This is a genomic window from Klebsiella sp. GFKo11 (genome assembly GCF_056490265.1).
Map to the genome: position 1 here is coordinate 1,274,486 of NZ_CM151369.1, position 22,192 is coordinate 1,296,677.

Below are 22,192 nucleotides of genomic sequence, written 5' to 3' on the forward strand. Positions count from 1 at the left end.
GTGAAAGATTCATCTGTGATTACGATCACATTAGATGCTTAAGCGTTGTGTTAAAAATTTACCCCAGTTACCAGAGATAATGAGAAAGGTGACTTCCCTCTTGCGGGGGAAGTTGCCTTTCTTTTTTTTTGCCTAAAGGAATTTGGAGCTTAACTATGTCGATCGAATCTCTTAATGCATTCTCAATGGATTTCTTCTCACTGAAAGGTAAAACGGCGATTGTCACTGGCGGCAATAGCGGGCTGGGTCAGGCCTTTGCCATGGCGCTGGCGAAAGCCGGAGCAAATCTGTTTATCCCAAGCTTTGTGAAGGATAACGGTGAAACAAAAGAAATGATTGAAAAACAGGGTGTTGAGGTTGAATTCATGCAAGTGGATATCACCGCTAAAGGTGCCCCGCAGCAGATCATCGCCGCCTGTTGCGAGCGCTTTGGCACGGTAGATATCCTGGTCAACAACGCCGGGATTTGTAAGCTGAACAAGGTTCTGGACTTCGGTCGTGCGGATTGGGATCCGATGATTGACGTTAACCTGACGGCGCCATTTGAGCTGAGCTATGAAGCGGCAAAAATTATGATTCCGCAAAACAGCGGAAAAATAATCAATATTTGTTCTTTATTCTCTTACCTTGGCGGACAGTGGTCTCCGGCTTATTCAGCAACTAAACATGCGCTTGCCGGTTTCACAAAAGCATATTGTGATGAATTAGGGCAGTATAATATTCAGGTTAATGGTATCGCTCCGGGTTATTACGCTACCGATATTACTCTGGCTACCCGTAGCAATCCTGAAACTAATCAACGGGTGCTCGATCATATCCCGGCAAATCGCTGGGGTGATACTCAGGACTTAATGGGGGCTGCCGTATTTTTAGCCAGTCAGGCATCAAATTATGTTAACGGTCATCTGTTGGTCGTCGATGGTGGTTATCTGGTGCGTTAATTTGTAACCGGTGGTTTCTGTTTCCATTTATTATATTACACAAAATCATTCAAGATGCATCGAGGCGGCAAGGGAATTAAATCCCCAGGAGCATAGATGACTATGTGACTGGGGTTTATGAGCGCAGCCAACAAAGAGGCAGTTTGAAGGATGACGTGTATATTCCGAATTAATTATCAGGAAGGAATTACTATGTCTCTATCCCGTGAAGCGATTGTTGACCAATTAAAAGAAATTGTTGGCTCCGATCGCGTTATTACTGATGAAACCGTTTTAAAGCGAAATAGTATTGACCGTTTTCGTAAATATGCGGACATCCATGGCGTTTTTACACTGCCGCTGCCTGCCGCAGTGGTTAAGTTAGGCTCGACCGAACAGGTTTCCAACGTGCTGGCGTTTATGAACCAGCATAAAATCAACGGCGTTCCGCGTACCGGTGCATCCGCGACCGAAGGCGGCCTGGAAACCGTGGTGGAAAATTCCGTGGTGCTGGACGGCGCTGGAATGAACCAAATCCTCAATATTGATATTGAGAATATGCAGGCGACCGCGCAGTGTGGCGTACCGCTCGAAATTCTGGAAAACGCGCTGCGGGCTAAAGGCTATACCACCGGACACTCACCGCAGTCTAAACCGCTGGCACAGATGGGCGGCCTGGTGGCAACCCGCAGTATCGGCCAGTTTTCCACGCTGTACGGGGCGATTGAAGATATGGTGGTCGGGCTGGAAGCCGTGCTGCCGGACGGCACCGTCACCCGCATCAAAAACGTCCCGCGCCGCGCTGCCGGCCCGGACATTCGCCACATCATTATCGGCAACGAAGGTGCGCTGTGCTATATCACTGAAGTCACAGTGAAAATCTTCAAGTTTACCCCGGAAAATAACCTGTTCTATGGCTATATCCTGGATGACATGAAGGTTGGGTTCAATATCCTGCGCGAAGTGATGGTGGATGGGTATCGCCCGTCAATTGCTCGCCTTTACGATGCAGAAGATGGCACCCAACACTTTACCCATTTTGCCGACGGCAAATGCGTTCTGATCTTTATGGCGGAAGGCAACCCGCTGATGGCGAAAGCGACCGGTGAAGGGATTGCGGAAGTGGTTGCGCGCTATCCACAGTGCCAGCGCGTGGACAGCAAGCTGATCGAAGCCTGGTTTAATCACCTGAACTGGGGCCCGGAAAAAGTGGCTGCTGAACGTGTGCAGATCCTCAAAACCGGTAATATGGGCTTCACTACCGAGGTTTCCGGCTGCTGGAGCTGCATCCATGAAATCTATGAAAGCGTGATCAACCGCATCCGCACCGAATTTCCTCACGCGGACGATATCACCATGCTGGGCGGCCACTCTTCACATAGCTACATGAACGGCACCAACATGTACTTCGTCTACGACTACAACGTGGTGGACTGCAAGCCGGAAGAGGAAATCGATAAGTACCACAACCCGCTGAACAAGATTATCTGCGAAGAGACGATTCGTCTCGGCGGTTCGATGGTGCATCACCACGGGATTGGTAAACATCGCGTTCACTGGAGCAAGCTGGAACACGGTAGCGCCTGGCCGCTGCTGGAAGGGCTGAAGAAGCAGTTTGATCCAAACGGTATCATGAATACCGGAACGATTTATCCGATTGAAAAATAAGAGTGACACGGCTTCTCAACCGGGAAGCCGTTTTTATCGGACCATGAAGGGATAGAAATGAACACTTCACCGGTGCGAATGGACGATTTACCGCTTAACGGTTTTCACTGCCGCATTGCCGCGCTGACCTTCGGCGCACATCTGGTTGACGGCTATGTCCTCGGCGTTATCGGTTACGCCATTATTCAACTGACCCCTGCTATGCATCTGACGCCTTTTATGGCCGGGATGATTGGCGGGGCGGCGCTGCTTGGGCTTTTTATCGGCAGCCTGGTTCTGGGATGGGTTTCGGATCATATTGGCCGCCAGAAAATTTTCAACTTCAGCTTTGTGCTGATTACCGTCGCTTCATTTCTGCAATTTTTTGCTACCACGCCCGAACAGCTGATTGGTTTGCGAGTCCTGATAGGGATCGGCCTCGGCGGAGATTACTCCGTGGGCCACACGTTGCTGGCCGAGTTCTCGCCGCGCAAACACCGAGGGATTCTGCTCGGTTCGTTTAGCGTGGTATGGACCGTCGGTTACGTCCTGGCAAGCCTTGCCGGGCATCATTTTATTAGTGAAAACCCGGATGCATGGCGCTGGCTGCTGGCATCGTCAGCCCTGCCTGCGCTGCTCATCACACTGTTGCGCTGGGGAACGCCGGAATCCCCACGCTGGTTGATGCGTCAGGGGCGATTCGCTGAAGCCCATGCCGTGGTGCAGCGCTGTTTTGGTATGCACGTACAACTGGGCGATGAGGTAACGAAAGAGACGAATAAACATATCCTAACCCTGTTCTCATCCCGCTACTGGCGGCGCACGGCTTTTAATAGCATCTTTTTTGTCTGTCTGGTGATCCCATGGTTCGTTATCTACACCTGGCTTCCCACCATTGCTGAAACCATCGGCCTTGAAGATGCATTGACCGCCAGCCTGATGCTAAATGCGCTGCTGATCGTTGGCGCGCTGCTGGGCCTGGTATTGACCCATCTGCTGGCCCATCGCCATTTCCTGCTCGGCAGCTTTCTGCTGCTTGCGGCGACATTAATCGTGATGGCCTGCTTACCTCAAGGTAGCCACTGGACGTTGCTGCTTTTTGTCTTATTCAGCACCACGATTTCGGCGGTGAGTAACCTGGTAGGGATTTTACCCGCAGAAAGTTTTCCGACGGATATTCGCTCGCTGGGCGTTGGATTCGCCACCGCTATGAGCCGACTTGGCGCCGCAATCAGCACCGGCCTGCTGCCCTGGACCCTGGCGCAATGGGGGATGACGGTGACGCTGCTGCTATTGGCCGGGGTATTGCTGGTTGGCTTCGTGGTGACCTGGCTGTGGGCGCCGGAAACCAAGGCGCTGCCGCTGGTGGCGGCCGGAAGCGGCGACCAAAGACAAGGAGGTAAAAATGAACATTCTATTGGCGTTTAAGCCGGAACCTGATGCCAGCATGCTGGCTGAAAAGGACTGGCAGACCGCCGGGCGGGATACCTGCGGCCCTGATATCTCGCTATTGCGTTGCACTATCGGTGCCGATGAACAGGCCGCGGCTGCGCTGTTGTTGGCCCAGCGCAATGCAGGCTGCGAGATGAACCTGACCGCCTTAAGCATTGGCGATGAACGCGCGCTGCACTGGCTGCGCTACTTCGCAGCGCTGGGATTTGATCAGCGGGTGCTGCTGGAGGTGGCTGCGGATTTACGCTTTGCGCCATCGTTTATTGCCGGGCAAATTGCCGACTGGCAGCGCAGCCACGGTGCTGAGCTGATCGTCACCGGCTGTCAGAGCAGCGAAGGGCAGAATGGCCAGACGCCGTTTCTGCTGGCGGAAATGCTGGACTGGCCCTGTTTCACCCAGGTTGAGCGCTTTACCCTTGAGCCGCCTTTTGTCGTCATCGAGCAGCGAACAACCCACGGTATCCGCCGTTGCAAGGTGCGGCTACCGGTGGTCATTGCCGTCAGGCAGTGCGGTGAGGTAGCGCTTGCGGTGCCCGGTATGCGCCAACGTCTGGCGGCGGCAAAGGCGGATATCGTGCGTCAGGCGGTCACCGCTGAGGTGATGCCCGCCGTTCAGTGCTTGCGTCTGACTCGCCCGGAACCGCGGCGCAGCGCGGTTATTGTCGACGGGGCAACGGCGCAGGAGAAAGCCAGGATGCTATGGGAGAGTTATCTACGTCAGAGGATACAGCCATGAAGATAGCGATGGTGATGACAACCGGTGACCGCGCCGCGATGGGACACTGGCTGGCGACAAATGAGCCTGGTCAGGCGGAGGTGGAACGCTGGATTATTGATGCCGAACCGGAAGTTGCTGAGCAGCTTCTTGATGCGCTGGTCGTCCAGTGGCGGCAGACGCCGGTCGATATGTTGATATTTCCAGCCGGGATTTTGGGCGATGAGCTGGCAACAAGGCTGGCCTGGCGTTTACAAGGCGGCAGCGTATGTCAGGTGCTGTCAGTCAATGCGCAAGAGGGTAGAGTGACCAAATCTCATTGGGGCAATGCATTGACGGCTACCCTGGGGTTTAGCGCCCGACCGCTGTGCCTGTCTCTGGCGCGGCAAGCCGGCGGTAGCGTGACTGGTGATTTTCCCGCCGATCTGACGACACGCCATATTGCGCCGACGGTTTTACCCAACTGGTTAATCAGTGTTGAAAGCGTGGAGCGCTCGGGAGATCATCCCTTGCAGGAGGCGAATCAGGTGCTGGTTGTCGGGCAGGGCGGTGAGGTCGTTGATGCCGAAAAAATAGCGGCTATCGCGCAACGTCTGGGGGCGGAAGCGGGATACAGCCGTGCGCGGGTGATGAACGGCGGCTATGATGCCGATCGCCTGATTGGCATCTCAGGCCATCTTCTGGCTCCGGATGTTTGCATTGTGGTGGGCGCATCGGGCGCGGCGGCGCTGATGGCAGGCGTTCGGGATAGCCGGTTTATTGTGGCGATCAATCATGATGCCAGCGCGCCGGTATTCTCTCAGGCGGATGTTGGTATTGTTGACGATTGGCTACCGGTGCTTGAGGAACTGGTCGCCTGCGTAGAAGCATAGTGGCCGGATGGCGGCTAGCGCCTTATCCGGCCTACAGATCGTGCGCTTTGTGGGAGAGTGGTTTTGTAGGCCGGGCGAGGCGTCAGCCGCCGCCCGGCAAAGACGCGAGCACAATATCTAAAACAGGTCCGGTAGCCCGGGTATGGCGTTTACGCCGCGACCCGGGAACAAAGCCGATAAATTAATTAAGCTGTTTTGCTAATTTCCAGACGTTGGTATTGGTGGTTGAAAGAGCCGCGACGCCCGCTTTCATCGCATTGCGCGCATCTTCCTCATCGCAAACCAATCCCCCGGCGATCAGCGGCTGGCGAATTTTCTCCGTTACCCATCCCAGAACTTTCGGCATACAGCCAGGCAGGATTTCAATGCAATCCGGATTAGACTGCGCCACCTGCTTATCAATATTGTGAAAGGAAATAGAGTCGACGATAAACAGACGATGAATGCAGAAGAAGCCTTCCGCTCTGGCCGCTTTGAGCATCGGCGCTTTGGTGCTGATGATGCCGTCCGCCTCGGTAACCAACTTCAAAAACTGAATCACCACCTCTTTATTAGACGCGCCCTCCAGCAGGTCGACATGAATAAACGCATATTTACCGGCGTTTTTGATCTTCTTGACGATGTTGCTGATGGTGCAGATATTGCCGTACAGCACGGAGATAAACTGGCATTCGGAATCGATGGCTAATTGCAGGCTGGCGTTATCTTTGACGGCCGCAATGACCGGATTTTGTCGGAGCAGGTGTAGCAGGGGCATGGTGTGTCCTTTGTATTTTATTCGTCATACTTCAAGCTGCTGGTACGGTTTTCTCCCTCTCCCCGAAGGGGAGAGGGAACCGTTCTGCTGGCGTTTTTTATTACATAACAATGTATTAGCCTTTCAGCTTTATTACCCAAAACGGAATGTAATACCAAAACCAGAGTCAGGATAGCGCCATTCTTTCAGCGTTGCCTCATCGCATAACAACCGGCAGGTGCCGCATTCCAGACAGCCGCGATAGTCGACCCGCAGCTCACCTTCCGCCGTGCGTGAGAAAAGCCCGGCGGGGCAGGATTGAATCAGCAACTCGGCGATTTCCGGAGTCGGTGAAGCGGATGGAACAATATGCGGGCTGTCGGCGGGACGCCAGACGTTGCGGGCTACAGACATCGTAAACTCCTGACAAGATCGCCTGCCAGATGGCGCAGGCCGTGACGGCGAAGCTGACGCCAGACTATCTGGCGCAGCGGCGGAACCGGGCTCGCGCCCTGCAGCCAAAGTTCGCGGGAAATGTCTTCCATTAACGCAGGCCACTGGCGATACCAGCCGGGGCGTTGCAGCAGTGCGGGCACATGCTGATAGCGCTGAAGAATCTCCCACAGCAGGCTGCGTTCAACGTCCTGGTGATATTGTGCAAACAGGTTTTGCGGCGCGATTTGCTGACAGGCTCGAATCAACGTTTGCGCTGCCGCCTGAGCACCGATGAGCGCCATATCCATCCCGCGCACGGTAAAGCCGGTATTGATACAGGTGCGTAGCGCATCGCCAACCAGTAGCCAGCCGTCTCCGCCGTACTGCACGGGCATGCTATGCAGACCGCCTTCGGGCACCAGATGCGCACCATACTCCAGCGTTTCACTCCCTCGTAGCAAAGGGCGCAGGGCCGGATGTGATTTGAGATTCTCCAGCAGTTCAGAGGCCGGAACCGCGCCTTTTCCCAGCGAGGAGAGCGGGCAAACAATGCCGAATGAGAGGGTATCCTGATTGGTATAAAGAAACGCGCCGCCGGGCAAATCCCCGCAGACGCCGCCGGTGAAGAGCATCGCCGCCCCCTCGTTACCTTCCAGGCGAAAGCGATCTTCCAGCGTTTTTTGCTCCAGCGCCAGCACCGCTTTAATCCCTAACGCCATTGACGATGGGGAAGGGCGAGGCACTAAATCATGCCGCTCCGCCAGCTCACTGTTAGCCCCTTCAGCCAGTACGACGTAGCGGGCGTGCAGGGTTTCATTATCGCAAATGACGCCGCAGACCCGACCATTTTCGCGATACAGCGCCTCGACCGTCGCCCCAGTAATACACTGGACGCCTTCATCTTCGGCCTGGCCGACAAACCACGGATCGAAGCGGGCGCGCAGGAGACTCCAGGAGTCGCCGTTGGGTTGCAGGCTGGAATATGTCGTTGCGCCGTTTGCGGTCATCAGGGCCAGACTTTCCTGGGTGATGCGGCGTTCAAGCGGAGCGGATTGCTGAAAATGAGGAAGGAGTTCGGCAAGCGCATGGCAATACAGCCGCCCGCCGGAAAGATTTTTACTGCCGGGAAGTTCGCCGCGTTCAAGCAACAGAACGGAAAGTCCTGCCCGCGCACAGCGTAAAGCACAAGCGGTGCCAGCTATCCCTGCACCAATGATAATAATATCAAAATCGTCAGCCATATTGCGCCCCAGATATCCAGAGCGCATAAGCTAACATGACGTTATTTAAGGAATATTGACCGCCGACACAAACGCTTTAATCACTCGCCGCGATAGACGCAGCCCGCCGTGCAGGTCTCTTTAATCATCACCGCGCTCAGTAGCGGAATCAGAGGTTTCATCTGATCCCAGATCCATTTTGCCAGCACTTCGCTGGTGGGATTTTCTAGCCCCGGAATATCGTTCAGATAATAGTGATCAAGCCTGTCGTAAGTCGGCTTAAACGCGGCCTTCAGCTCGGCAAAATCCATTATCCACCCGGTATGGGGATCGACTTCACCGGTAATCTCCAGGCGCACCATAAAAGAGTGACCGTGCAGGCGACCGCACTTATGCCCTTGCGGTACATGCGGCAGGTGGTGAGCGGCTTCGAAGGTGAAATCTTTAAACAGCGTGGTGGACATCTTTTATTCTCAATATGGCAAAAAAACCGCCGTAGGGTACCGGAAAGCACCTTTTTTCGCATTAACTAAAACGGCCCTGAGCAGAAAATGGACACATTCATCTGGTTTATTGGAATTAAATTATTATATATCATGGGGTTATTTAATCGATTTTGTTGTTAATAACTATAACTAAAACAGGTTAGTCCATTTGGTTATTTGTTATTTCCATCCCTTCTTTAATTGTTACTATCTGCACCGTTACCCTTCTATTCTCTTCTGTTTTATCGCGCTGACAGGCTGCGACTAACAGCTTTGCTTACTGGAACATAACGACGCATGACGACACAGGCCCCACCTTCTAATTTGCTACCGCTTAACCCGGAGCAAATGGCGCGCCTTCAGGCGGCCACGACTGACTTCACGCCAACCCAGCTGGCCTGGGTTTCCGGCTATTTCTGGGGCGTGCTGAACCAGCAGCCCGGCGCGGCGGTTGTCGCTCCAGCCCAGGCAGCTGAAGTCCCTTCCATTACCCTTATTTCGGCATCGCAAACCGGCAACGCCCGCCGCGTCGCTGAAGCGCTGCGTGACGATTTGCAGGCCGCGCAACTGAACGTGAAGCTGGTTAACGCAGGCGACTATAAATTCAAACAAATTGCCTCCGAGAAACTGCTGGTTGTCGTGACGTCAACGCAAGGCGAAGGTGAGCCGCCGGAAGAAGCCGTCGCGCTGCATAAGTTCCTGTTTTCGAAAAAAGCGCCGAAGCTGACCGATACTGCGTTTGCCGTATTTGGCCTTGGCGATACCTCCTATGAATTCTTCTGCCAGTCCGGCAAAGATTTTGATAACAAACTGGCCGAACTGGGCGGTGAACGCCTGCTCGACCGGGTTGACTCTGATGTGGAATACCAGGGTGCCGCCGCTGAATGGCGCGCCCGCGTGGTTGAGGCGCTGAAAGCCCGCGCGCCTGCTGCCGCGCCGTCCCAACTGGTGACCAGCGGGGCGGTGAATGAGATTCACACCAGCCCGTATACCAAAGAAGCGCCGCTGACCGCGACGCTCGCCGCGAATCAAAAAATCACCGGTCGTGATTCAGAAAAAGATGTGCGCCATATTGAAATTGACCTCGGCGACTCTGGCCTGCGCTATCAGCCGGGCGATGCGCTGGGCGTCTGGTACCAGAACGATCCTGCTCTGGTCAAAGAACTGGTGGAGCTGCTGTGGCTGCAGGGCACGGAACCGGTGACGGTTGACGGTAAAACCCTGCCGCTTGCTGAAGCGCTGGAGTGGCACTTCGAGCTGACGGTTAACACCGGCAATATCGTTGAGAACTACGCCACCTTAACCCGCAGCGAATCTCTGCTGCCGATGGTGGGCGATAAGGCACAGCTCCAGCATTACGCCGCGACCACGCCGATCGTCGACATGGTGCGTTTCTCTCCGGCGCAACTGGATGCTCAGGTAGTGATTGACCTGCTGCGCCCGCTGACGCCGCGCCTGTACTCTATCGCCTCTTCGCAGGCGGAAACCGAAAACGAAGTGCATGTTACCGTCGGCGTTGTCCGCTATGACATCGAAGGCCGCGCCCGCACCGGCGGCGCTTCCAGCTTCCTTGCCGACCGCGTCGAAGAAGATGGCGAAGTTCGCGTCTTTATCGAGCATAACGATAACTTCCGTCTGCCTGCTAACCCAGAGACGCCAGTTATCATGATTGGCCCGGGTACCGGCATCGCGCCGTTCCGCGCCTTTATGCAGCAGCGCGCGGCAGAAGGCGCAGAAGGCAAGAACTGGCTGTTCTTCGGCAACCCGCACTTTACCGAAGATTTCCTCTACCAGGTGGAGTGGCAGAGCTACGTCAAAGAGGGCGTACTGAGCCGCATCGATCTGGCCTGGTCTCGCGACCAAAAAGAAAAAGTATACGTACAAGACAAACTGCGCGAACAGGGCGCAGAGCTGTGGCGCTGGATTAACGACGGTGCCCATATTTATGTCTGCGGCGATGCCAATCGTATGGCAAAAGACGTTGAGCAGACGTTGCTGGAAGTGATTGCCGAATTTGGCGCGATGGACGCCGAAGCGGCGGACGAATTTTTAAGTGAGCTGCGCGTTGAGCGCCGTTATCAGCGAGATGTCTACTAATGAGCGAAAAACATCCAGGCCCGCTGGTGGTCGAAGGTAAACTGGTCGATGCCGAGCGCATGAAGATCGAAAGTAACTACCTGCGCGGCACCATTGCGGAAGATCTGAACGACGGTCTGACCGGCGGTTTTAAAGGCGATAACTTCCTGCTGATCCGCTTTCACGGCATGTATCAGCAGGATGATCGCGATATTCGCGCCGAGCGTGCGGCACAGAAGCTGGAACCGCGCCATGCGATGCTGCTGCGCTGCCGCCTGCCGGGCGGGGTGATCACCACTAAACAGTGGCAGGCGATCGATAAATTCGCTGCCGATAACACCATTTACGGCAGCATCCGTCTGACCAACCGTCAGACCTTCCAGTTTCACGGTATTCTGAAGAAGAACGTCAAGCCGGTGCACCAGATGCTGCATTCGGTCGGGCTGGATGCGCTGGCGACCGCCAACGATATGAACCGTAACGTGCTGTGTACCTCTAACCCGAACGAGTCTCAGCTTCATGCTGAAGCCTATGAATGGGCGAAGAAGATCTCCGAGCACCTGCTGCCGCGTACTCGCGCTTATGCAGAGATCTGGTTGGATCAGAAGAAGGTCGCCACCACCGATGAAGAGCCGATCCTCGGTCAGACCTATCTGCCGCGTAAGTTCAAAACGACCGTGGTGATCCCGCCGCAGAACGATATCGATCTGCACGCTAACGATATGAACTTCGTAGCGATTGCCGAAAACGGCAAGCTGGTGGGCTTTAATCTGCTGGTTGGCGGCGGTTTATCCATCGAGCACGGCAACAAGAAAACCTACGCCCGCACGGCGAGCGAATTCGGCTATCTGCCGATTGAGCACACTCTGGCGGTGGCGGAAGCGGTGGTGACCACCCAGCGCGATTGGGGTAACCGTACCGACCGTAAAAATGCCAAAACCAAATATACTCTTGAGCGCGTCGGCGTTGAGACCTTCAAGGCGGAAGTGGAGCGCCGGGCGGGGATCAAGTTTGAGCCGATTCGCCCTTACGAGTTTACCGGCCGCGGCGATCGCATCGGTTGGGTAAAAGGTATCGACAATAACTGGCACCTGACGCTGTTTATTGAAAACGGTCGTATCCTTGATTACCCGGGGCGTCCGTTGAAAACCGGCCTGTTGAAGATTGCGAAGATCCATAAAGGTGAATTCCGTATTACGGCCAACCAGAACCTGATCATTGCCGGTGTTCCTGACGATCAGAAGGCGAAGATCGAGAAGCTGGCCCGCGATCACGGTCTGATGAATGCCGTCACGCCGCAGCGTGAAAACTCCATGGCCTGCGTGTCGTTTCCGACCTGTCCGCTGGCGATGGCCGAAGCCGAACGCTTCCTGCCATCGTTCACCGATAAAGTTGAGGGAGTGATGAGCAAGCATGGCGTCGCTGATGAGCATATCGTCACCCGCGTGACCGGCTGCCCGAACGGCTGCGGCCGCGCGATGCTGGCGGAGGTGGGTCTGGTGGGTAAAGCGCCGGGCCGCTACAACCTGCACCTTGGCGGCAACCGCAGCGGGACGCGTATTCCGCGCATGTATCGGGAAAATATTACCGAGTCGGAAATTCTCGACTCACTTGACGAACTGGTAGGGCGCTGGGCGAAAGAGCGCGAAGCGGGTGAAGGCTTCGGCGACTTTACGGTGCGTGCGGGCATCATTCGCCCGGTGCTCGACCCAGCCCGGGATTTCTGGGAATAACACCGTCACCCCTCACCCTAACCCTCTCCCCGTGGGGGAGAGGGGATAGTTCGGTGCCGTCTTTTCTCTCCCCGTTCCTACGGGGCTAGTAGGCCACCGGAGCTGTCTTTTCTCCCTCGCCCCTTTGGGGAGAGGGCCAGGGTGAGGGGAACAAACAAATGAGGTCTTTATGTCCGTACTCGATCTAAACGTGCTTAACGAATTACCGAAGGTCGATCGCGTTTTGCAACTGGCGGAAACCAACAGCCAGCTGGAAAAGCTGAGCGCGGAAGAGCGTGTTGCGTGGGCGCTGGAAAACCTGCCGGGCGAATACGTGCTCTCTTCGAGCTTTGGTATTCAGGCGGCGGTAAGCCTGCATCTGGTCAATCAGGTTCGCCCGGATATTCCGGTCATTCTGACCGACACTGGCTACCTGTTCCCGGAAACCTACCAGTTTATCGACGAGTTAACGGACAAACTCAATCTGAACCTGAAGGTCTACCGGGCAAAGGAGAGCGCCGCCTGGCAGGAAGCGCGCTACGGCAAGCTGTGGGAGCAGGGCGTTGAAGGCATTGAGAAATACAATGACATCAACAAGGTTGAGCCGATGAACCGGGCGTTGGAAGAGCTGAACGCGCAAACCTGGTTTGCGGGCCTGCGCCGCGAGCAGTCCGGTAGCCGCGCACATTTACCTGTGCTGGCAATCCAACGCGGCGTATTTAAGATTCTGCCGATCATCGACTGGGACAACCGCACCGTCTATCAGTATCTGCAAAAACACGGCCTGAAATACCACCCGCTGTGGGATCAGGGTTATTTGTCGGTGGGAGATACCCATACCACCCGCAAATGGGAACCGGGAATGGCGGAAGAAGAAACGCGGTTCTTTGGGTTGAAAAGAGAGTGCGGGTTGCACGAAGGTTGAAAGATTAATATGAATCCCGGCGCTGCCGGGATTTTTTTACGTAAATGATTAATGAGTTATTCGGTGCCTTTCTAAATTTTTTCGTTATTGTTGAGTGCGGTAAACTCCGGCTTCGGGCAATTCTGACCAAAATTTTCTGCCCACGGGAACGGTGCGCCGTTTTTCACGTAGCGCTTGTACAGACGTCGTGCTGATTGGGGGTCCTGAGCCCATATCCAGCCTGTCGCATTGCACAGTACGGCGGCATAGGCCTGTGATTTGCGCGGCAATAAATCGGCGGCTTTCTCTGCAAGCTTCACCGCCTGCCAGCGATAGTGCATAAAATGATTATCCTGTTTGGGCTGCGAGAGCTGAACGCGATAGCGCTCACCAGCGCTAATCCACGATTTGGTCGCCGGATTTTCTTCCGGGCCCCAGTCGTAATATGGCCAGGAATACCCGCCGTCGAAGAGTGCAAAATCCGGGGCCATCTCATAGCCAGTCAGCCACATTCCTTGATTGCGTAGAACTAGCGCGGCCTGCCACCAGGCCTGCGCTGTCGCTATTTTTTGCCCTTTTTTTGGCACGGTATTAATAAATGAGAGAGCCCTTTCTCGATCCTCGGGAATGGCAAAATAAGTCAGCGCTTTTTGATACTGACCTTCACGCATCAGACGGCGGGCGAGCAGGGCGCGCAGCCTGACGTCAGCGCTATAGCGCGCGGTATTTTCAGGCTGATTGAGTAAAGGAGGATTCGGCGCGGGGACATATTTATCCACAAACGCGATAAGCTCCTTTACCGTCAGCACCTGTTCGGCAATCTGCGCTAAGTCCGGCCAGTAGCTGTCTTTGGCTTTGTACATTAAGCGCATCGCCTCCAGATAGTCGTTGCGGTTTAACGCCAGGATCGCCTGCTCGGCATTGATACGACAGGACGCAATAACAAACTCATCGCCAACAATCTCACTATTATCAGGCTGGGGACCCCATACTTCGTTTACCGGAAACGATGCGGCGGCTTTTGCATACCATGCGGTCGCGGCTTTTACATCTCCCTCTCGCAGCGCCATTTTGGCTTGCACCCATGCGGTTAGCCCATTTTCTTTAGCATTTTTCAGCAGCAGGGTCACCAGAGGATACTGACCATTGCGGTAGGCAAGGGCGATCAGACGATCGCTGCCGGGCATGTCGTAATTTATTTTCTGCGCCAGCTTCGCTATCACCTCATTATGGTAATTTTTGATCTCTTTCTCGTTATTGGGTCTGGGTTCTGGCTCGAACAAGGAATTGGAAGATCGCGTGAAAAAACTCACAATAAGCAGTTGCTGAATAACCGGATCGTCAATGCCCGGTTGCAGGAAGTTCTCGTTTTCCGGATGGCTCAGAATATCGGCGGTATAGCGTAAGGAGAGGCTGCCGGTGGGCGAACCCTGAGCCGCTTGCTGGGCGTAGAGGTGGGCCGCGGCAAGCGGTTCGCTCTGCCAGTGTTTGATGCGTCCCTGCTGACCGAGGCTTGCCAGCGAGAGCAGCTCCGGGTCTTCTTGTCCATTGCGCACAGCGTCGATAATTTGCTGATAAAGCTCGAAAGCTTCACGCAGCTCCTGCTCGCTACCGTGAGAATTATCTTTGCTGGAAAGCGGATATCCGCTCTCAGAGCGAGGCGCAGGATAGTCACCCATTAAATCCCGGGCCAGCGAGTAGCGCGCTTTTAGCCCCCATTCACCCTGCTGATCTACAGGAAGCGCTATCACCTGGCGAAAGTAGTCGCGCGCCCGATTATCGTAAGTGGCAAAGGCTACCGCCCCGAGCACATACAGACGTGCTGCTGTCGGCAGGCTGACCGCCAACTTTTCTGCCGCGTCTACTGAGCCACTGGCGCGGATCTCTTTGATTAAAACGTCCTGCGCGGAAGGCGGTGCGGGTTTATCGCCAGACGTATCACGCCATTGCGGCAGACGCGGATCGGCAGGCACCAGGCGGCTACTCTCTAAATCAAAGCTCCCCTCCGGGAGATAAAGCAGATTGGCGTTACGGTTTTGTAGTAAATAGTTGGGGAAGTACGGCCCACAGGCATGGCTATTGATGGCGGCCAGCGCGGTGGTCAGGAGCACGGCCAGAGGTAATTTACGGGTTAACATGAAACTCTCCTTGTGGTGGCGATGGGCATCTTGCCCAGCCGATGGCCCGCGTCTGCCCGGCGCGCAGCAGTGCCGGGGAGGTCAGGTAAAATGTCTGCTCGTCAAAGCGGTAGCTGCCCACACCGTCTGCGGCGAGGCAATCTTCAGTCTGCAACGTAATGCTTGCCGGGAGCTGCGCATCAATGTCGCCCGCATTTTTTATCGCCAGTTCGTAGAGCGTGGAGTCTGCGCTGGCGCTCGTTTGGTCAGGAACCGCCAGCCACTGCCAGCGGGAGCTTAATGGCCGGTGGTGGATAACCGCTTCCAGGGTGGAAAGCGACCAGGCGCGGCTGTCGCTCTCCAGCGGCAGGCGGAACCAGGCGATGCCCGCAAAGTTTTTGGGCGGATGCTGTTCGAGTTCGCGGGTAAAGGCGTCGATTTGCGGCGGCGATACGCTAAGTTCTTGTTTCTCGCCCGCGATGCCCAGCGGCGACTCGCTTTCTACCCGAGCGGGCTGTCCGGGCGTGGAAACCAGCGCGGAACCATAGGCCGGGAGCGCCAGGTAATACGGATGTGGGGAGATCAGTGCATATTGCCCGCTCCAGCGCAGCGCTTGCACTGGGTCAAACAAACCCTGCTGTGGCGACAGCACGCTGTGCAGTTGCAGCACGGAACTGTCGACCGTTGCCAGTAGTGCAGGAAGTTGTGGTGAAGAGAGCCAGGTCGGCAGCGCGGTCAGGCTGAGCGCCATCTCTGGAGGCAGCGCCTGGCGTAATGCAGCAAGTAGACGCTGGTATTCGACGAGGCGCGAGGTGGGCGCATCGTAATCTATTTCTATCGCGGTGAGGTTCACGCTAGCGCTGCGCCAGCGGGTGATGATGCTTTGAATCTGCGGCAAAATCGCCGCCGCATCCAGCTGCGTCAGGCTACCGTCGAGGCGAACCACCAGCCACACCGGGCGGCCATCCTGCTGTAATAATGGTGTGTCGACCCGGGCAATGCGTGCACCTTCCTGGGGATGGATTTGCAGCCCCAGTACGCGCAAAGTGGAAAAAAGATCGTGGCTTTGGCGCAACGCCGTTTCATGCCCGACGTTCCAGACCCGCTGCCAGATATAGACCTGGCTGTCGGCAACAGAATGCCCGCTGACAGCCAGTAAAAGAAACAACAGCATGAAAAAACGAGCGTGCATCATGGCGACAATCCTTGTGGCCTGGCTTTAATAACAGCCTATTTTGATTGAAGTTTCTTCTCCGCCTTCGCCAGCTCTTTAACCAGCGGCAGCATAATCTTCATCACATCGCGACTGCGCTGCGCAATCCGGCCCGGCAGGGCTTTATCAATATATTGCTGGTTATCCAGTTGCACGTTGTGCCAACTGGTGCCGTCGGGGAACGAACGGGATTTCGCGCGCTGCTGGTAGCCATCTTTGCGCCCAAGAGACCAGTTGGTGGCTTCCACGGATAGCACCGGGATCCCCGCCTCATCAAACACGCTGGCATCATTACAGCAGCCGGTTCCCTGCGGATAGTCCGGATTCTTACCGGGATTGCTGGATGCGGTAATCCCTTTGCTACGGGCGATGGTCAATGCCCGGTCGCGGGTTAGTTTACGTACCGAGGCTGGCGTGCTGCGACCGCTATTAAAATAGAGTTTGTCGCCGACGACCAGGTTATCAAGATTAATCACCAGCAGAGTATTTTTCTTTTCGGCTTCGCTCATGCGTTTGAGCATATTCTGCGCCCCGAGACGACCTTCTTCTTCGCCGCTGGTCGCAACGAAGCGGATCCCATAACGGGTAGGGACGTTCTTTAACTGCTCGGCAAGTTCCAGCATGATGCCCAGCCCCAGCGCGTTATCATCGATACCCTGCAACGTCAGGCCGCCAAGGTTATTTTCGACGTCGGCATCGGTCTGCGGTGCGTAGGTATCAAGGTGCGCCATGATAATAATCTGTTGGCGATCTTTACCTTCATGCGCGGCAATAACCGTGCTGCCGGTAACGTTTTGCCAGTTTTTGCGCTGATCGTTGTTGGTGTAAATGTACCGGGTGTTAAAGCTGCGAATATCGCTTTTATAGCCCATTTGTGTGAACTGCTGGCGCAGATAATCTGCCGACAGCATTTCGGCGGGCGAGCCGGTCATTCTTCCGGGAAAAACGGTAGCGATGTGACGAGCCTGCGCATTGGCGGTGTCGCCCAGGGCGCTCAATGCCGGGGCGGCGGAGAAGACAAAACCTGCGCCCAACGCCAGAGGAAGCAGGCGACGGCACAATGCGGAAAACATAGGGGGTCCTTACACGATCAAAACAATTTTACCCGCGTAGTATGAAACTGTGACCGAGGTTAAACAATTTCAATCGCTCTTAAATCCCGGAAAAACCGCGTGTTAAGCACTTTTTGATATTTGCTTTTCCAGGGCGTTATTCCTTTGAGTAACAACTCATTCCATTTCGTAATTTCATTTGCTCTAACCCGCACCCTATAGTCGCTCTATGACTGATTGTAAGAGAGTTGTTGCGCTGTGGACTACTTGCCGATATTTGCCGAATTGAAAGACAGACCCGTACTGGTTATCGGCGGTGGCGAGATTGCCGCACGCAAGATTACTTTCCTGCTGCGCGCCGCAGCGAAGGTGCAGATTGTCGCCGAAGCGCTGATACCGGAACTTGCCGGGAAGGTTGAGCACCAGGAAATCCAGTGGCGGGCAAGCGTATTTACAGAGCAGCAGCTTGATGATGTTTTCCTGGTGATTGCCGCAACCGAAGACGACGAGCTGAACCAGCGCGTTTTTGCTGCGGCGAACGCACGCTATCGGCTGGTCAACGTGGTGGATAATCAGGCGCTGTGCTCGTTTGTATTCCCATCAATCGTCGACCGCTCTCCGCTGATGGTGGCTATCTCTTCGAGCGGGAAAGCGCCGGTGCTGTCGCGCATTTTGCGCGAAAAAATTGAGGCGCTGCTGCCGACTAACCTGGGGCGGATGGCGGAAGCGGCAAGCTACTGGCGTCACCATATCAAAACTCACCTTAAAACCACCGCCGAACGCCGCCGTTTTTGGGAACGCGTGTTTACCGGCCGTTTTGCCAGCCTGATGCTGGCAGGCAACAAAGCCGAAGCGGAAAAGGCGCTGGAAGAAGAACTTAAACAGCCGGAAAAGCGCACTGGAGAAATTATTCTTGTTGGGGCAGGGCCGGGCGATGCCGGACTGTTAACCCTGCGTGGTTTGCAGGCGATTCAGCAGGCTGATGTGGTGTTTTACGACAACCTGGTTACTCCGGAAGTGCGCGAGCTGGTGCGACGCGATGCGGAGCTAATTTGCGTTGGCAAAAGCGCTGCTGGCAATTCTGTGCTCCAGCCGGAAATTAACCGCATGCTGGTGGACGCGGCAAAAGAGGGCAAAACGGTGATTCGCCTGAAGGGCGGCGACCCGTTTATTTTTGGCCGCGGCGGCGAAGAGCTGCAGGCCGCGACCGAAGCTGGCATTCCGTTTCAGGTCGTCCCAGGCGTGACGGCGGCGGTGGGCGCAACGGCCTATGCCGGTATCCCGCTGACTCATCGGGATTATGCCCAGAGCGTGGCCTTCGTCACCGGACACTTCAACGCGGAAAACTCTCCGCTCGACTGGGCGCGGTTAGCGCAAAGCGGTCAGACTCTGGCGATTTATATGGGCAGCCTGAAGGCGGCGGAAATTAGCGCTCAGTTGATCGCCCATGGTCGCGACCACGACACTCCGGTAGCGGTCATCTCTCGCGGGACTCGCGCCGATCAGCAAGTGAAGACCGGCACATTACAACAACTCGAAAACCTGGCGAAAGACGCCCCGATGCCCGCGCTGCTGGTGGTGGGTGAAGTGGTGCAATTACATCAACAGCTCGCCTGGTTTCAACACACAACGACAGCAGAGGGGTTTAACTCTTCTGTGGTAAATCTGGCTTAAGGAACGGTTATGGACCAAAAACGACTCACTCACCTGCGGCAACTGGAGGCGGAAAGCATCCATATCATTCGTGAGGTGGCCGCCGAATTCTCTAACCCGGTGATGATGTACTCCATCGGCAAAGACTCCAGCGTGATGCTGCATCTGGCGCGTAAAGCGTTTTATCCCGGCACTCTGCCGTTCCCGCTGCTGCACGTCGATACCGGCTGGAAATTCCGTGAGATGTACGAATTCCGCGATCGTACGGCTAAAGCCTACGGCTGTGAGCTGCTGGTACATAAAAACCCGGAAGGGGTAGCAATGGGCATTAGCCCATTCGTGCACGGCAGCGCTAAGCACACCGACATTATGAAAACCGAAGGTCTTAAGCAGGCGCTGAACAAATACGGCTTTGATGCCGCATTCGGCGGCGCGCGTCGTGATGAAGAGAAATCCCGCGCTAAAGAGCGTATCTACTCTTTCCGCGATCGTTTCCACCGCTGGGACCCGAAAAACCAGCGTCCGGAGCTGTGGCATAACTATAACGGCCAGATTAACAAAGGCGAAAGCATCCGCGTGTTCCCGCTCTCCAACTGGACCGAGCTGGATATCTGGCAGTACATCTATCTGGAAAATATTGAAATCGTTCCGCTGTACCTGGCGGCAGAGCGTCCGGTGCTGGAACGTGACGGCATGCTGATGATGATCGACGACGATCGTATTAATTTACAGCCCGGCGAGATGATCAAAAAACAGATGGTGCGCTTTCGTACCCTCGGCTGCTGGCCGCTGACCGGCGCGGTGGAATCCAACGCGCAAACGCTGCCGGAGATCATCGAAGAGATGCTGGTCTCCACCACCAGCGAACGACAAGGGCGCGTGATTGACCGCGACCAGTCAGGCTCCATGGAGCTGAAGAAACGTCAGGGTTATTTCTAAGGAGCCGCCATGAATACCACTATTGCACAACAAATTGCCGATGAAGGCGGAGTCGAAGCCTACCTGCATGCCCAGCAGCACAAAAGCCTGCTGCGTTTTCTGACCTGCGGCAGCGTCGATGACGGTAAAAGTACGCTGATTGGCCGGCTGCTGCACGATACCCGACAAATTTACGAAGATCAGCTCTCTTCGCTGCACAATGACAGCAAACGTCACGGTACTCAGGGCGAGAAGCTCGATCTGGCGTTGCTGGTAGATGGCTTACAAGCCGAGCGCGAGCAGGGCATTACTATTGACGTGGCCTACCGCTATTTCTCCACCGAGAAGCGCAAATTTATTATCGCCGACACCCCGGGGCATGAGCAGTACACCCGTAATATGGCGACCGGCGCATCGACTTGCGACCTGGCGATCTTGCTGATCGATGCGCGTAAAGGCGTGCTGGATCAGACCCGTCGCCACAGTTTTATCTCTACGCTGCTGGGGATCAAGCACCTGGTGGTGGCGGTGAACAAAATGGATCTCGTCGATTTTAGCGAAGAGACCTTTAACCGCATTCGCGAAGAGTATCTGACTTTCGCCGAACAGCTGCCGGGCAATCTGGATATTCGCTTTGTGCCGCTGTCAGCCCTGGATGGGGATAATGTTGCCAACCAGAGCGACAAAATGCGCTGGTACAGCGGCCCGACGCTGCTGGAGGTGCTGGAAACCGTTGAAATTCAGCGTGCGGTCGAAAATCAGCCGCTGCGCTTCCCGGTACAGTATGTTAACCGTCCGAACCTCGATTTCCGCGGCTTTTCTGGTACCGTGGCGTCCGGCACCGTGACGCTCGGTCAGCGCCTGAAGGTGCTGCCGTCGGGCGTGGAATCCAGCGTCGCGCGTATCGTCACCTTTGACGGTGACCTGCCGCAAGCGGGTGCCGGGGAAGCGATCACGATTGTGCTGAAAGACGAAATCGATATTAGTCGTGGCGATCTGCTGGTTGATGCAGCGGTCTCTCTGCCTGCGGTGCAGAGTGCCAGCATCGACGTGGTTTGGATGGCGGAACAAGCGTTGACCCCAGGCCAGAGCTACGACATTAAAATCGCCGGTAAGAAAACCCGCGCGCGTATCGATGGCGTTCGCTATCAGGTGGATATCAATAACCTGACCCAGCGAGAAGTGGAATCGCTGCCGCTGAACGGTATTGGCCTGGTGGATTTGACCTTTGACGAACCGCTGGTGCTGGATAAATACCAGGATAACCCGGTGACCGGAGGGCTTATCTTTATCGACCGTCTGACTAACGTCACCGTTGGCGCGGGCATGGTACGCGAACCGAACGAGCAGGCGCAAACGGGCGCTTCGCAGTACAGCGCGTTTGAGCTTGAGCTGAACCAGCTTGTTCGCAAGCACTTCCCGCACTGGGACGCTCGCAACCTGCTGGGAGGCAAATAATGGCCCAGCATGACGAAAACGTCGTCTGGCATGCGCATCCGGTGACCCAGGAGCAGCGCGAGCAGCATCACGGCCATCGCGGCGTGGTGCTGTGGTTCACCGGGCTTTCGGGCTCGGGGAAATCCACCGTTGCCGGTGCGCTGGAAGAGGCGCTGCATCAGCTTGGTGTGAGCACTTATTTGCTGGATGGTGATAACGTGCGTCATGGCCTGTGTAGCGACCTTGGATTCAGCGATGATGACCGCAAAGAAAACATTCGTCGCGTGGGTGAAGTGGCGAAGCTGATGGTCGATGCCGGGCTGGTTGTATTGACGGCATTTATATCTCCGCATCGTGCGGAGCGGCAAATGGTGCGCGAGCGGCTAGGCGAAGGGCGCTTTATCGAGGTTTTTGTCGATACACCGCTGGCTATCTGCGAGGCGCGGGACCCGAAAGGCTTATACAAGAAGGCGCGGGCGGGGGAATTGCGTAATTTTACCGGGATTGATTCAGTATATGAATCCCCGGAGAGAGCGGAAATCCATCTCGACGGTGAACAATTGGTAACAAATTTGGTGCACCAACTATTAGACCTGCTCCGACAGAGCGATATTATCAGATCCTGAAA

At 55.4% G+C, this 22,192-nt stretch carries 19 protein-coding genes; 12 read left to right on the forward strand and 7 right to left on the reverse strand.

Annotation, left to right across the window (positions count from 1 at the left end):
- Positions 1 to 155: 155 nt before the first annotated feature.
- The 5 genes from AC07P6_RS06100 (at position 156) to AC07P6_RS06120 (ending at position 5,606) form a co-directional block, all read left to right on the forward strand.
- The gene (locus AC07P6_RS06100) at positions 156 to 941 is read left to right on the forward strand and encodes an SDR family oxidoreductase (protein WP_110275863.1); all 786 of its coding nucleotides are present in this window, start codon (positions 156 to 158) and stop codon (positions 939 to 941) included.
- Between the two features lie 192 nt (positions 942 to 1,133).
- A complete protein-coding gene (locus AC07P6_RS06105; RefSeq protein WP_478315855.1) occupies positions 1,134 to 2,588 on the forward strand; it encodes an FAD-binding oxidoreductase in 1,455 nt (484 codons plus the stop codon).
- Positions 2,589 to 2,645: 57 nt separating this feature from the next.
- Entirely contained in the window at positions 2,646 to 3,995 is a 1,350-nt protein-coding gene (locus tag AC07P6_RS06110) for an MFS transporter (protein WP_228727440.1), read from the forward strand.
- Positions 3,973 to 4,755 carry an adenine nucleotide alpha hydrolase family protein gene (locus AC07P6_RS06115; protein ID WP_478315857.1) on the forward strand — a complete coding sequence of 261 codons (783 nt, stop codon included), beginning with the start codon at positions 3,973 to 3,975 and terminating at the stop codon, positions 4,753 to 4,755. The genes AC07P6_RS06110 and AC07P6_RS06115 overlap by 23 nt, the downstream gene beginning before the upstream one ends.
- Positions 4,752 to 5,606 (forward strand): electron transfer flavoprotein subunit alpha/FixB family protein, encoded by an 855-nt coding sequence (locus AC07P6_RS06120; RefSeq protein WP_478315859.1) that lies wholly within the window; start codon positions 4,752 to 4,754, stop codon positions 5,604 to 5,606. The genes AC07P6_RS06115 and AC07P6_RS06120 overlap by 4 nt, the downstream gene beginning before the upstream one ends.
- A 181-nt stretch (positions 5,607 to 5,787) precedes the next feature.
- Here AC07P6_RS06120 and AC07P6_RS06125 read toward each other — a convergent pair whose 3' ends face one another.
- From AC07P6_RS06125 to queD, 4 genes are all read right to left on the reverse strand, one after another.
- A complete protein-coding gene (locus AC07P6_RS06125; protein WP_181485107.1) occupies positions 5,788 to 6,363 on the reverse strand; it encodes a glycerol-3-phosphate responsive antiterminator in 576 nt (191 codons plus the stop codon).
- A gap of 132 nt (positions 6,364 to 6,495) precedes the next feature.
- Positions 6,496 to 6,756: a ferredoxin family protein gene (locus AC07P6_RS06130; protein ID WP_181485108.1), complete on the reverse strand. Its 261-nt coding sequence runs from the start codon at positions 6,754 to 6,756 to the stop codon at positions 6,496 to 6,498.
- Positions 6,747 to 8,018, reverse strand: a complete 1,272-nt coding sequence (locus tag AC07P6_RS06135) for an FAD-dependent oxidoreductase (protein ID WP_478315861.1) — start codon at positions 8,016 to 8,018, stop codon at positions 6,747 to 6,749. Before AC07P6_RS06135 ends, AC07P6_RS06130 begins: the two co-directional genes overlap by 10 nt.
- A gap of 80 nt (positions 8,019 to 8,098) precedes the next feature.
- Positions 8,099 to 8,461, reverse strand: coding sequence for a 6-carboxytetrahydropterin synthase QueD (gene queD, locus AC07P6_RS06140; RefSeq protein WP_181485110.1), 363 nt, complete (start codon positions 8,459 to 8,461; stop codon positions 8,099 to 8,101).
- Positions 8,462 to 8,779: 318 nt separating this feature from the next.
- Here queD and cysJ point away from each other — a divergent pair, with 318 nt between their 5' ends.
- The 3 genes from cysJ to cysH all read left to right on the forward strand — a co-directional run bounded on the left by cysJ (position 8,780) and on the right by cysH (position 13,195).
- A complete protein-coding gene (gene cysJ, locus AC07P6_RS06145; RefSeq protein WP_478315863.1) occupies positions 8,780 to 10,579 on the forward strand; it encodes an NADPH-dependent assimilatory sulfite reductase flavoprotein subunit in 1,800 nt (599 codons plus the stop codon).
- Positions 10,579 to 12,291: an assimilatory sulfite reductase (NADPH) hemoprotein subunit gene (gene cysI, locus AC07P6_RS06150; protein ID WP_182234526.1), complete on the forward strand. Its 1,713-nt coding sequence runs from the start codon at positions 10,579 to 10,581 to the stop codon at positions 12,289 to 12,291. The genes cysJ and cysI overlap by 1 nt, the downstream gene beginning before the upstream one ends.
- A 169-nt stretch (positions 12,292 to 12,460) precedes the next feature.
- On the forward strand, positions 12,461 to 13,195 hold the full coding sequence (cysH, locus tag AC07P6_RS06155) for a phosphoadenosine phosphosulfate reductase (protein ID WP_304253237.1): 735 nt from the start codon (positions 12,461 to 12,463) through the stop codon (positions 13,193 to 13,195).
- A gap of 71 nt (positions 13,196 to 13,266) precedes the next feature.
- Here cysH and AC07P6_RS06160 read toward each other — a convergent pair whose 3' ends face one another.
- The 3 genes from AC07P6_RS06160 to AC07P6_RS06170 are packed head-to-tail and all read right to left on the reverse strand — an operon-like array spanning position 13,267 to position 17,577.
- Entirely contained in the window at positions 13,267 to 15,312 is a 2,046-nt protein-coding gene (locus AC07P6_RS06160) for a hypothetical protein (protein ID WP_478315865.1), read from the reverse strand.
- Positions 15,299 to 16,486 carry a DUF3142 domain-containing protein gene (locus AC07P6_RS06165; protein WP_478315867.1) on the reverse strand — a complete coding sequence of 396 codons (1,188 nt, stop codon included), beginning with the start codon at positions 16,484 to 16,486 and terminating at the stop codon, positions 15,299 to 15,301. The genes AC07P6_RS06160 and AC07P6_RS06165 overlap by 14 nt, the downstream gene beginning before the upstream one ends.
- Before the next feature lie 35 nt (positions 16,487 to 16,521).
- Positions 16,522 to 17,577, reverse strand: a complete 1,056-nt coding sequence (locus tag AC07P6_RS06170; RefSeq protein ID WP_434661821.1) for an aminopeptidase — start codon at positions 17,575 to 17,577, stop codon at positions 16,522 to 16,524.
- 246 nt (positions 17,578 to 17,823) lie between these two features.
- Between AC07P6_RS06170 and cysG the strand changes: the two genes are divergently transcribed.
- From cysG to cysC, 4 genes are read left to right on the forward strand one after another with little or no spacing between them, the layout of a single operon-like run.
- Complete coding sequence (gene cysG / locus AC07P6_RS06175; protein ID WP_478316949.1) at positions 17,824 to 19,230, forward strand: siroheme synthase CysG; 1,407 nt, start codon at positions 17,824 to 17,826, stop codon at positions 19,228 to 19,230.
- A 9-nt stretch (positions 19,231 to 19,239) separates the two neighbouring features.
- Positions 19,240 to 20,148 carry a sulfate adenylyltransferase subunit CysD gene (cysD, locus tag AC07P6_RS06180; RefSeq protein ID WP_112213858.1) on the forward strand — a complete coding sequence of 303 codons (909 nt, stop codon included), beginning with the start codon at positions 19,240 to 19,242 and terminating at the stop codon, positions 20,146 to 20,148.
- A 9-nt stretch (positions 20,149 to 20,157) separates the two neighbouring features.
- Positions 20,158 to 21,585: a sulfate adenylyltransferase subunit CysN gene (cysN, locus tag AC07P6_RS06185; RefSeq protein WP_478315869.1), complete on the forward strand. Its 1,428-nt coding sequence runs from the start codon at positions 20,158 to 20,160 to the stop codon at positions 21,583 to 21,585.
- Positions 21,585 to 22,190, forward strand: a complete 606-nt coding sequence (gene cysC, locus AC07P6_RS06190) for an adenylyl-sulfate kinase (protein WP_142514524.1) — start codon at positions 21,585 to 21,587, stop codon at positions 22,188 to 22,190. The genes cysN and cysC overlap by 1 nt, the downstream gene beginning before the upstream one ends.
- Positions 22,191 to 22,192: the final 2 nt, after the last annotated feature.

Excerpts from the sequence above, each read along its gene's own strand:
- cysJ (WP_478315863.1), top strand. The coding sequence starts at position 8,780 with ATGACGACACAGGCCCCACCTTCTAATTTGCTACCGCTTAACCCGGAG.
- cysN (WP_478315869.1), top strand. The coding sequence starts at position 20,158 with ATGAATACCACTATTGCACAACAAATTGCCGATGAAGGCGGAGTCGAA.
- queD (WP_181485110.1), bottom strand. The coding sequence starts at position 8,461 with ATGTCCACCACGCTGTTTAAAGATTTCACCTTCGAAGCCGCTCACCAC.
- AC07P6_RS06165 (WP_478315867.1), bottom strand. The coding sequence starts at position 16,486 with ATGATGCACGCTCGTTTTTTCATGCTGTTGTTTCTTTTACTGGCTGTC.
- AC07P6_RS06130 (WP_181485108.1), bottom strand. The coding sequence starts at position 6,756 with ATGTCTGTAGCCCGCAACGTCTGGCGTCCCGCCGACAGCCCGCATATT.
- AC07P6_RS06115 (WP_478315857.1), top strand. The coding sequence starts at position 3,973 with ATGAACATTCTATTGGCGTTTAAGCCGGAACCTGATGCCAGCATGCTG.
- AC07P6_RS06170 (WP_434661821.1), bottom strand. The coding sequence starts at position 17,577 with ATGTTTTCCGCATTGTGCCGTCGCCTGCTTCCTCTGGCGTTGGGCGCA.
- cysI (WP_182234526.1), top strand. The coding sequence starts at position 10,579 with ATGAGCGAAAAACATCCAGGCCCGCTGGTGGTCGAAGGTAAACTGGTC.
- AC07P6_RS06125 (WP_181485107.1), bottom strand. The coding sequence starts at position 6,363 with ATGCCCCTGCTACACCTGCTCCGACAAAATCCGGTCATTGCGGCCGTC.
- AC07P6_RS06110 (WP_228727440.1), top strand. The coding sequence starts at position 2,646 with ATGAACACTTCACCGGTGCGAATGGACGATTTACCGCTTAACGGTTTT.
- AC07P6_RS06135 (WP_478315861.1), bottom strand. The coding sequence starts at position 8,018 with ATGGCTGACGATTTTGATATTATTATCATTGGTGCAGGGATAGCTGGC.
- cysD (WP_112213858.1), top strand. The coding sequence starts at position 19,240 with ATGGACCAAAAACGACTCACTCACCTGCGGCAACTGGAGGCGGAAAGC.
- AC07P6_RS06100 (WP_110275863.1), top strand. The coding sequence starts at position 156 with ATGTCGATCGAATCTCTTAATGCATTCTCAATGGATTTCTTCTCACTG.
- cysH (WP_304253237.1), top strand. The coding sequence starts at position 12,461 with ATGTCCGTACTCGATCTAAACGTGCTTAACGAATTACCGAAGGTCGAT.
- AC07P6_RS06160 (WP_478315865.1), bottom strand. The coding sequence starts at position 15,312 with ATGTTAACCCGTAAATTACCTCTGGCCGTGCTCCTGACCACCGCGCTG.
- AC07P6_RS06120 (WP_478315859.1), top strand. The coding sequence starts at position 4,752 with ATGAAGATAGCGATGGTGATGACAACCGGTGACCGCGCCGCGATGGGA.
- cysC (WP_142514524.1), top strand. The coding sequence starts at position 21,585 with ATGGCCCAGCATGACGAAAACGTCGTCTGGCATGCGCATCCGGTGACC.
- AC07P6_RS06105 (WP_478315855.1), top strand. The coding sequence starts at position 1,134 with ATGTCTCTATCCCGTGAAGCGATTGTTGACCAATTAAAAGAAATTGTT.